We start from the raw sequence: 7975 nt of genomic DNA, 5'->3' as shown, positions 1-7975 counted from the left end.
CGCTGGGCGCGGCGACGCTTCGCGCGTCGCCCGCGTCGCCCGCGTCGCCCGCGTCGCCCGCGCGCCGCGCGGCGGTTGCGCCACACTCGCCCGGGCCCACCTTAGCTCCGTGGGCCCATGATCTATCATGGGCCCGGTTTCCGGGCCCGGGCCCCGTGCAGAAAGCGACTACTTCTTTAGGGCTCGGATCACCCGGGCCAAGGCGCGGCCGGCGACGATGAGGAACGGCACACCGACGGCGAGCAGGGCGATGACGTTCGGCTCGAACCGGGCTGTACCGCCCGACTTGACGTACGCGCCGATCGGCAGCGAAACGCCGCCTCCTCCCCCGCCGGACCCGGCCCCGCCCTCACCGGCATCACCGCCGCCAAAGCCGTAATAGGCGAGCGCGACGGGCACCAGGGTGACGCCATCGATCTGCACGGGATCACCGTACGCCGACTTCACACCGGCGGAACGGAACGTTTCTGAGAGTTTTTCCGGGAGGCTGGTCATGCCATCAGGTTAGCGTGACTGAGACTTCAGGGGCGAGGTGTGAAGTGCGAGGCCGGGCGCACGGTTCCCGCTCCGAATCGCTCGGTCACGGTGTCCACGGCCAGCTCCGCGCCCCGCCAGTCTTCGTCCGGGTCCCAGAGTCCGACCGATCCCGATGCCGTGCCGAGCTGCTCCGCACGCACCCCGATCAGACGCACCCGAATGCCGGAGGCCGCCAGCAGGTCGAACGCCGCCACCGCTTCCTCGTAGATGCGCCGGCCCACATTGCTGGGTTCGGCGAGGGTGCGCGACCGGGTCACCGTACTGAAGTCGGTGTAGCGCAGCTTGAGGGCGACCCGCCTGGCCACGAGATCGCCCCGCCGCAGCCGCACGGCAACGAGGTCACACTGCCGCAGCAATTCGCTGCGCAACCGGTCGATATCCGTCACATCGTGTTCAAAGGTCACCTCGTGGCCGATGCTCTTCTCCTCCCGCTCGAGCGTCACCGCGCGCGGATCACGACCCCAGGACAGCTCGAACAGTTTCTGACCGGATGCCTCCCCCAGCGCTTTGCGCAGTACCGCCAGCGGCGTGTGCGCGATGTCGCCGATCAATTTCAGGCCGAGTCTACTCAGCGCCTGCTCGGTGGCGGCCCCGACGCCCCACAGCGCCGCGACGGGCAGCGGATGCAGAAACTCGACCGTATCCTCGGCGGGAACGACGAGCAGTCCGTTCGGTTTGGCCAGGCCGGAGGCAAGTTTGGCGACGAACTTGGTAGAGGCCGCGCCCACCGAGCAGACCAGCCCGGTCTCGGCGAACACCCGGGCGCGAATGAGTTCGCCGATCACGGCCGGTGAGCCAAACAGGTTGGTCGCGCCGGCCACGTCGAGGAAGGCCTCGTCGATGCCGAGCCGTTCCACCAGCGGGGTCACGTCATCGAAAATGCTCATGACTCGGGTGGAGAAGTCCCGATAGAGCCCTATGTGCGGCTCGAGCACGATTGCATTCGGGCATTGCCGCAGCGCGAGCGCCATCGGCATAGCCGAGTTCACGCCGTATTTGCGGGCGATGTAGTTGGCCGCAGTGACGACCGACCGGCCACCGCGGTGGCCGACGATCACGGGCAGGTTGACGAATTCGGGGTGCGACAGCAACTCGACCGACACGAAGAACGCGTCGAGGTCGACGTGCAGCACGGTCGCAGAACGGTCGTCGACGTCCCGCGCCGACACCTGCCGCCCACTGCCGTCCTGTCTACCCACCGAAAAACCCTAACCCGAACCCCCGCCTCTCCACTACCGGCCGACACAGAGTCATCCCCCGTGCACAACTCCGGCAGTTTCTCTTCAGCTGACGCGGCTGCCGCGTGATCTCGCGGGCGGGCGGCATCCGCTTCTCGATCTGCCGGAGATGTTCTCGCGAACCCGGGGGTCCGCGGCCCGCGCTGGGTTGATGTTACGGTCGTGTCACAACCTGAAACGAGCAGCCCATGCCGCAGTCCATCCGTGCCGGATCGGGAACCCGTGCGGCTATTTTCGCGCCGCTCGACGGTGCCGGCCGGGCCGAACTGGTGTTGCAGCGTCTCACCGACGCCATCGTGCTCGGGGTGCTGCACGATGGCGAGCGTCTGCCGAGCGAGGCCGAGCTGGGCAGGCAGCTCGGCGTCGCCACGGTCACCGCCCGGGAAGCACTCGAGATTCTGCGTCGGAATAAGCTCGTGCACACCAAACGCGGCCGCGACGGCGGCAGTTTCGTCACGTTCGCCGGGCGCGGCGCGAACGACCTTCAGGACGAACGGCTGCTGGCCTGGTCGCGGGTTCAGGTGCGCGACCTCGGCGTGCACTATTCCGCGATCGCCGGTCTGGCCGCTGAACTCGCCGCCGACCGCGCCAGTGCAGCCGATATCGACAACCTCGAGCGCATTCTCGATCGCTCCGATGCCCTCACAGCGGATGCCGCGCGCCGCGGCCACGGTACGTTCCGTCTCGAGGTGGCCGCGCTGAGCCAGTCCGCCCGGCTTGTGCGCGAAGAACTGCGCTTGCAGGCCGAATTCGGCTCCCTGCTCTGGCTCAGCCTGAGCGAACCACTTCGGCGGGAACGCTGTCGTGCGGTGCAACGGGAGACGGTCGCCGCCCTCGTCGCCGAGAACGGCGCTCGAGCCAGGCAGCTCACCGTGAACCAGATCACCGACTCCATCGAGTGGCTGATCGAGGCCAAGTCCATTCTGGAACAGGAACCCATGTCACCGATGCAAGCCAGAACAACGACACCGGAGCGCGAGGACACACGCTCATGACGTTCGAGCCGCTCGTTCACAACGAGGCGCATGGCTTCGCCAGCGTGTCCTGGATAGCGGCCGTCTTCGACCCGGTGTTCGCACGCCTCGAGGGCTGGGCCGCGCAGGTCGAAGACTGCGCCAGCCAGCCCGAGTGCGGCCGAACCACACTCGATCCTCTGATCGAGACCCTGGTGCGAACGGAATTCGCCGACGCCGATGGGATGGTGATCGGGGCCGGTTTCGTCTCCGCGCCGAGCTTCCTGGGCTGGCACCTGGCCTGGTGGCTGGGCGGGCAGAACCCGGCGGGGTCTGCGCTGCCGGCCACCGGCATCCGTCATCTGGAAACGGTTGAAGACCCCCGCGACGAGAGTTTTCGCGACTACACGGCGTTGGAATGATGGCGCGTTCCCGCCCAGACCCGGCGCCGCCACGTGACCGGGCCCTACGTGGACTATCTGTGCACCGATGAATACACCCTCACGTTGACCCTGCCGGTCTACCGCGGCGGGACCGAGCTGATCGGTGTGGTCGGAATCGACCTGTCGGTGGATCACCTCGAGCGCAAACTCGTGCCGCACATCGGCTCCGGCGGTGTGCCGGTGACGCTCATCAACGCCAGCGCGCGGGCCGTCGTCTCGACCGACGCCCACCTCGCCACCGGCGCTCTGCTGCGCCTGCCAGGGCTGACCGAGCGCCTGCGCGACCCGGCGCCGACACCGGCTCTACTGGCCGATGGGGCACACGCGTTCCGGTGGTGCGGTCAGACCGGACTCGCCGTCGTTGTCGGCCCGGCCGCGGGTCAGCCGATCGAGGCGCCGAACACCCACCCGAGCAGATAGGTCACCGCGGCTGCGCCGAGGCCGATGACGAGCTGCCGCAGGGCACGCTTCAGCGGCGGCCCGCCGGAGAGCAAACCGACGACGGCGCCGGTCGCGAGCAAGGCCACGCCGACCAGCACGGTCGCCAGAATCATGGCCGGGTAGCCGCTCAGGCCGAACAGGTAGGGCAGCACGGGCAGCAGCGCTCCGGATGCGAAGAAGCAGAAGCTCGACAGGGCCGCGCCGGTGCCCGTGCCGATGGCTTCGTGCTCGTCGGGCTCGACGGCCGCGTTGGTGACCGCGGAAATCGGACCGGTCGCCGCATACGCGGTGGCCAGCACGCCACGGGCATAGGTCTCGGCCTCATCCTCGGACATACCGCGGGCCCGGTAGACCAGGGTCAGCTCGTTGGCGGCGAGGTCGAGGTGCGAGAGCACACTCTTGGCCGGTGCCGCTGGAGTGGATGCTTCGAGCAACTCCCGCTGGGACCGCACCGAGACATATTCGCCAGCGCCCATCGAGAGCGCCCCGGCCAACAACCCGGCAATCCCGGTGAACAGAATCGTTGCAGCCGGTACGCCGGTGGCGCCGATGCCGAGCACGAGGGCCAGGTTGCTGACCAGGCCGTCATTGACGCCGAACACGGCGGCGCGAAAGGTACCGGACAGGCGTTTGCGACCGCGGGCGGCGAGGCCGCGCACGACCTCTTCGTGCACGGTTTCGTCGGCCGCCATCGCGTTGGTCGCGTCGGCATCTGCATCGTAGGGCGAGCGGCCCTCGGCCCGTTGGGCGAGAGCCAGCACGAAGACCGACCCGAATCTCCGGGCCAGCAGTCCGAGAAACCGGGTACGCAGGGCGCCACGACGCGGCGAGCCCACGTCGCTGCCGAGCAGTTGGCGCCAGTGATCTTCGTGTCGTCCCTCGGCTTCGGCGAGGGCGAGCAGAATCTGGCGCTCCTCACCGGCCCGACGGTTGGCGAGGTCACGATAGACCGCGGCCTCAGCCCGCTCGTCGGCCAGGTATTGCCGCCACCGACGGATGTCCCGCTGCGATGGCTCACGCCCGACCGGCCCGGGAGCGGTCACGCCTCCGGCGCCGCTTCGAGGAAGCCCTGCGGAATGCGCGCCGAATCGTGCGGGCCGGAGCCATCGAGGCCGAAGAACGGTTGCTCGAACTGAACCACCCAGAACTTCTCCCGCACCACGGTCGGTGCGTACAGCCCAGACCCCTCCGACTCCCCCGCAGCCACGATCACACCGATCGGGTCGTCGATCAGGGAGTCGGGAAAGCGGGTGCGGTCGAGGTGCACGATCACCTGCACGCCCACGCCGAAAGCCTGAGTTGTCACGTGCTACTCAACCGCCTGGGCGCGTTCGAGCACGAGCTCGCGCACACGCGCGGCATCCGCTTGGCCACGCATAGCCTTCATGACCGCGCCAATGACCGCGCCGGCGGCCTGCACCTTGCCATCGCGAATCTTGGCGAGCACGTCGGGCTGACCGAGTAGCGCGGCGTCAATGGCCGCGATGAGCGCGCCGTCGTCGGACACCACGGCCAGGCCACGGTTTTCGACGACCTCGGCAGGGGTACCCTCGCCGGCGATGACGCCTTCGAGCACCTGGCGGGCCAGGCGGTCGGTGAGGGTGCCAGCCTCGACCAGCTGGATCAGCGCGGCAAGCTGCTCCGGCGTGACGAGCGAGTCGGCCGCGACCCCGGCCACGTTGGCGAGCCGGGCGATCTCGCCGGTCCACCACTTGCGCGCAGCCTGAGCGGATGCCCCGGCGGCGACGGTCGCCTCGACCGCGTCGAGCAGGTCGGAGTTCACGACGTCCTGGAACTCGAGGTTCACAAAACCCCACGCGGCCTGCAGTCGCTTGCGGCGGGCCGCGGGCGGCTCCGGCAGGGTGAGGCGCAACTCTTCGACCCAGGCGCGCGACGGCGCCATCGGCAGCAGGTCGGGCTCCGGAAAGTAGCGGTAGTCGTCGGCGTCGCTCTTGGGCCGACCGGCGCTCGTGATGCCGGTGTCTTCGTGCCAGTGCCGGGTCTCCTGCGTGATGGTGCCGCCGCCAGACAGCACGGCTGCCTGACGCTGGATCTCGTAGCGCACGGCGCGTTCAACGCTTCTCAGGGAGTTGACGTTCTTGGTTTCGGTGCGGGTGCCGAGCACGTTCGACCCGCGCGGGCGCAGGGAGACGTTGGCGTCGCACCGCACGTTGCCCTCTTCCATCCGGGCGTTGGAGACGCCGAGCGCCTTGGCGATCTCGCGAATGGCCGCGACGTAGGTCTTGCCGATCTCGGGGGCGTCGTGTTCGGCGCCCTCGATCATCTGGGTGACGATTTCGACCAGCGGCACGCCGCCGCGGTTGTAGTCGACCAACGAATAGTCGGCACCCTGGATGCGTCCGGTGGCGCCACCCATGTGGGTGAGCTTGCCGGCATCGTCTTCCATGTGGGCACGTTCGATCTCGACGGTGACCAAGCGGCCGCTTTCGAGTTCAATCGTGATCGATCCGTCATGGCAGATCGGGTCGTCGTACTGGCTGGTCTGAAAGTTCTTCGCCGTGTCGGGGTAGAAGTAGTTCTTGCGGGCGAACCGCGAGTGTTCCGCGATTTCACAACCCAATGCCAGCCCCAAACGGATGCTGGATTCCAGCGCCTTCTTGTTCACCTGCGGCAGCCCGCCCGGCAGCCCGAGGCAGGTGGGGCAGGTGTTCGTGTTGGCGCCGGAGCCGAACTCGTTGGCGCAGCCGCAGAACATTTTGGTTTTGGTGTTGAGTTCGACGTGCACCTCGAAGCCGAGCACCGGCTCGAACAATTCGAGCGCTTTGTCGAAGTCCATCAATTCTGGCTTGGCCATTAGACGGCTCCCTCTTCGCTGGCAAACATTTCGGTCGGGGTCAGTGCTGGGGCCTGGCTGAGCATGGTGTGCCCCCAACTCGCTTCGAGAAGCTGCTCGATGGCGGCGCCGACGGTGTAGAGGCGGGCATCCGCTTTGGCGGGGGCCATGATCTGCAAGCCGACCGGCAGGCCGTCTTCCGGCGCGAGCCCGATCGGGATGCTCATTCCGGGCACGCCGGCGAGGTTCGCCGGGATGGTGGTGATGTCGTTGATATACATGGCCATCGGGTCGGCGAGCTTCTCCCCGAATTTGAACGCGGTCGTCGGGGCGCTCGGCGACATGAGCACGTCGACCTGGCTAAACGCGGCGGCGAAGTCACGCTGAATGAGCGTGCGCACCTTCTGCGCGCTGCCATAGTAGGCGTCGTAGTAGCCAGCGCTCAGGGCGTAGGTGCCGAGGATGATGCGGCGCTTGACCTCTGGCCCGAAACCGGCCTCGCGGGTGGCGCTCATCACGTGCTCGCTCGTGAGCGAACCGCTGGCCGGGTTGACGCGGATGCCGAACCGCACCGAGTCGAAGCGGGCCAGGTTGCTCGACGCTTCGGCCGGCAAAATCAGGTAGTAAGCCGCGACGGCGTACTCGAAGTTCGGGGCGGAAATCTCGATGATCTCGGCGCCGGCGGCGACGAGCAGCGCGAGGGTTTCGTTGAAGCGCTGGGTGACGCCGGCTTGGAAGCCGTCGCCGGAGAGTTCCTTGATAACTCCGATGCGCACGCCCTTGAGGGCGCCGTCCTTGAGACCTGCCTGGGCGGCTGCGGCCATCGACGGCCAGCTGTCGGTCAGTGAGGTGGAGTCGAGCGGGTCGTGGCCACCGATGACGTCGTGCAGCAGGGCGGCGTCGTAGACCGTGCGAGAGACGGGGCCGACCTGGTCGAGGCTCGAGGCGAGCGCGATGGCGCCGTAGCGGGAGACTCCGCCATAGGTGGGCTTGACGCCGACCGAGCCGGTGACGGCGGCGGGCTGGCGGATGGATCCGCCGGTGTCGCTGCCGAGGGCGAACGGTGCCTGGAACGAGGCGACAGCCGCGGCCGAGCCACCGCCGGAGCCGCCGGGGATACGGTCGCGGTCCCAAGGGTTGCGGGTAATTCCGTAGGCGGAGTGTTCGGTGGAGGAACCCATGGCGAACTCGTCCATGTTGGTCTTGCCGAGCGGCACCAGGCCGGCCGCACGCAGTCGGGCAACGACGGTCGCGTCGTAGGGCGGAACCCAGCCCTCGAGAATTCTTGACCCCGCGGTGGTGGGCATGTCCTGGGTGGCGAGCACGTCCTTGATCGCGATCGGCACGCCGGCGAGCGGGTTCAGCGCCTCACCGGCTGCGCGGCGGGCGTCGATCTCGGCGGCGGTCGCCAGGGCGGCGTCAGCGGCGACGTGCAGAAAAGCGTGCAGGTCGGTGTCGACGGCCGTGATGTGGTCGAGGTGGGCGCGGGTCGCTTCAACCGCGCTGACCTCCTTGCGCACCAGGAGGTCGCTGAGCGCGGCGGCGGAGAGCTTGGTGAGATAGGTCATG

9 protein-coding genes are annotated in these 7975 nt (G+C 68.2%); 3 read left to right on the top strand and 6 right to left on the bottom strand.

Translation table 11 applies throughout. From position 1 onward, the window contains the following. Window positions 1-168 precede the first annotated feature (168 nt). Window positions 169-495 carry a hypothetical protein gene (locus tag E3O45_RS00900; RefSeq protein WP_134441151.1) on the bottom strand — a complete coding sequence of 109 codons (327 nt, stop codon included), beginning with the start codon at window positions 493-495 and terminating at the stop codon, window positions 169-171. A 26-nt stretch (window positions 496-521) separates the two neighbouring features. Then, the gene (gene dinB / locus E3O45_RS00895; protein ID WP_134441150.1) at window positions 522-1736 is read right to left on the bottom strand and encodes a DNA polymerase IV; all 1215 of its coding nucleotides are present in this window, start codon (window positions 1734-1736) and stop codon (window positions 522-524) included. A 227-nt stretch (window positions 1737-1963) separates the two neighbouring features. On the opposite strand from dinB, the gene E3O45_RS00890 reads away from it, so the two are divergent. From E3O45_RS00890 to E3O45_RS17355, 3 genes are read left to right on the top strand one after another with little or no spacing between them, the layout of a single operon-like run. Next, entirely contained in the window at window positions 1964-2770 is an 807-nt protein-coding gene (locus E3O45_RS00890) for a FadR/GntR family transcriptional regulator (RefSeq protein WP_134441149.1), read from the top strand. Then, a complete protein-coding gene (locus E3O45_RS00885; protein WP_134441148.1) occupies window positions 2767-3150 on the top strand; it encodes a hypothetical protein in 384 nt (127 codons plus the stop codon). The genes E3O45_RS00890 and E3O45_RS00885 overlap by 4 nt, the downstream gene beginning before the upstream one ends. Window positions 3151-3183: 33 nt before the next feature. Next, a complete protein-coding gene (locus E3O45_RS17355; protein ID WP_166789347.1) occupies window positions 3184-3591 on the top strand; it encodes a hypothetical protein in 408 nt (135 codons plus the stop codon). Here E3O45_RS17355 and E3O45_RS00880 read toward each other — a convergent pair. Genes E3O45_RS00880 through gatA form a run of 4 tightly spaced genes read right to left on the bottom strand, consistent with a single transcriptional unit; the run spans window position 3552 to window position 7974 of the window. Next, on the bottom strand, window positions 3552-4655 hold the full coding sequence (locus tag E3O45_RS00880; RefSeq protein WP_134441147.1) for a VIT1/CCC1 transporter family protein: 1104 nt from the start codon (window positions 4653-4655) through the stop codon (window positions 3552-3554). The genes E3O45_RS17355 and E3O45_RS00880 overlap by 40 nt on opposite strands. Further along, window positions 4652-4918, bottom strand: a complete 267-nt coding sequence (locus E3O45_RS00875) for a hypothetical protein (RefSeq protein ID WP_134441146.1) — start codon at window positions 4916-4918, stop codon at window positions 4652-4654. Before E3O45_RS00875 ends, E3O45_RS00880 begins: the two co-directional genes overlap by 4 nt. A gap of 3 nt (window positions 4919-4921) precedes the next feature. Beyond that, a complete protein-coding gene (gene gatB / locus E3O45_RS00870; RefSeq protein WP_134441145.1) occupies window positions 4922-6427 on the bottom strand; it encodes an Asp-tRNA(Asn)/Glu-tRNA(Gln) amidotransferase subunit GatB in 1506 nt (501 codons plus the stop codon). After that, a complete protein-coding gene (gene gatA / locus E3O45_RS00865; protein ID WP_134441144.1) occupies window positions 6427-7974 on the bottom strand; it encodes an Asp-tRNA(Asn)/Glu-tRNA(Gln) amidotransferase subunit GatA in 1548 nt (515 codons plus the stop codon). Before gatA ends, gatB begins: the two co-directional genes overlap by 1 nt. Between the last annotated feature and the right edge of the window lies 1 nt (window position 7975).

It is taken from the genome of Cryobacterium sp. TMS1-20-1 (assembly GCF_004402355.1).
In the GTDB taxonomy this organism is placed as follows: domain Bacteria; phylum Actinomycetota; class Actinomycetes; order Actinomycetales; family Microbacteriaceae; genus Cryobacterium; species Cryobacterium levicorallinum.
The sequence above is the reverse complement of the archived record's forward strand: the minus strand, read 5'-3'. Positions and strand labels throughout refer to the sequence as shown.

What these genes read in the sequence shown, in the direction of transcription:
- gatA (WP_134441144.1), bottom strand. Translation starts at nt 7,974, where the DNA reads ATGACCTATCTCACCAAGCTCTCCGCCGCCGCGCTCAGCGACCTCCTG.
- E3O45_RS00900 (WP_134441151.1), bottom strand. Translation starts at nt 495, where the DNA reads ATGACCAGCCTCCCGGAAAAACTCTCAGAAACGTTCCGTTCCGCCGGT.
- E3O45_RS00885 (WP_134441148.1), top strand. Translation starts at nt 2,767, where the DNA reads ATGACGTTCGAGCCGCTCGTTCACAACGAGGCGCATGGCTTCGCCAGC.
- gatB (WP_134441145.1), bottom strand. Translation starts at nt 6,427, where the DNA reads ATGGCCAAGCCAGAATTGATGGACTTCGACAAAGCGCTCGAATTGTTC.
- E3O45_RS00890 (WP_134441149.1), top strand. Translation starts at nt 1,964, where the DNA reads ATGCCGCAGTCCATCCGTGCCGGATCGGGAACCCGTGCGGCTATTTTC.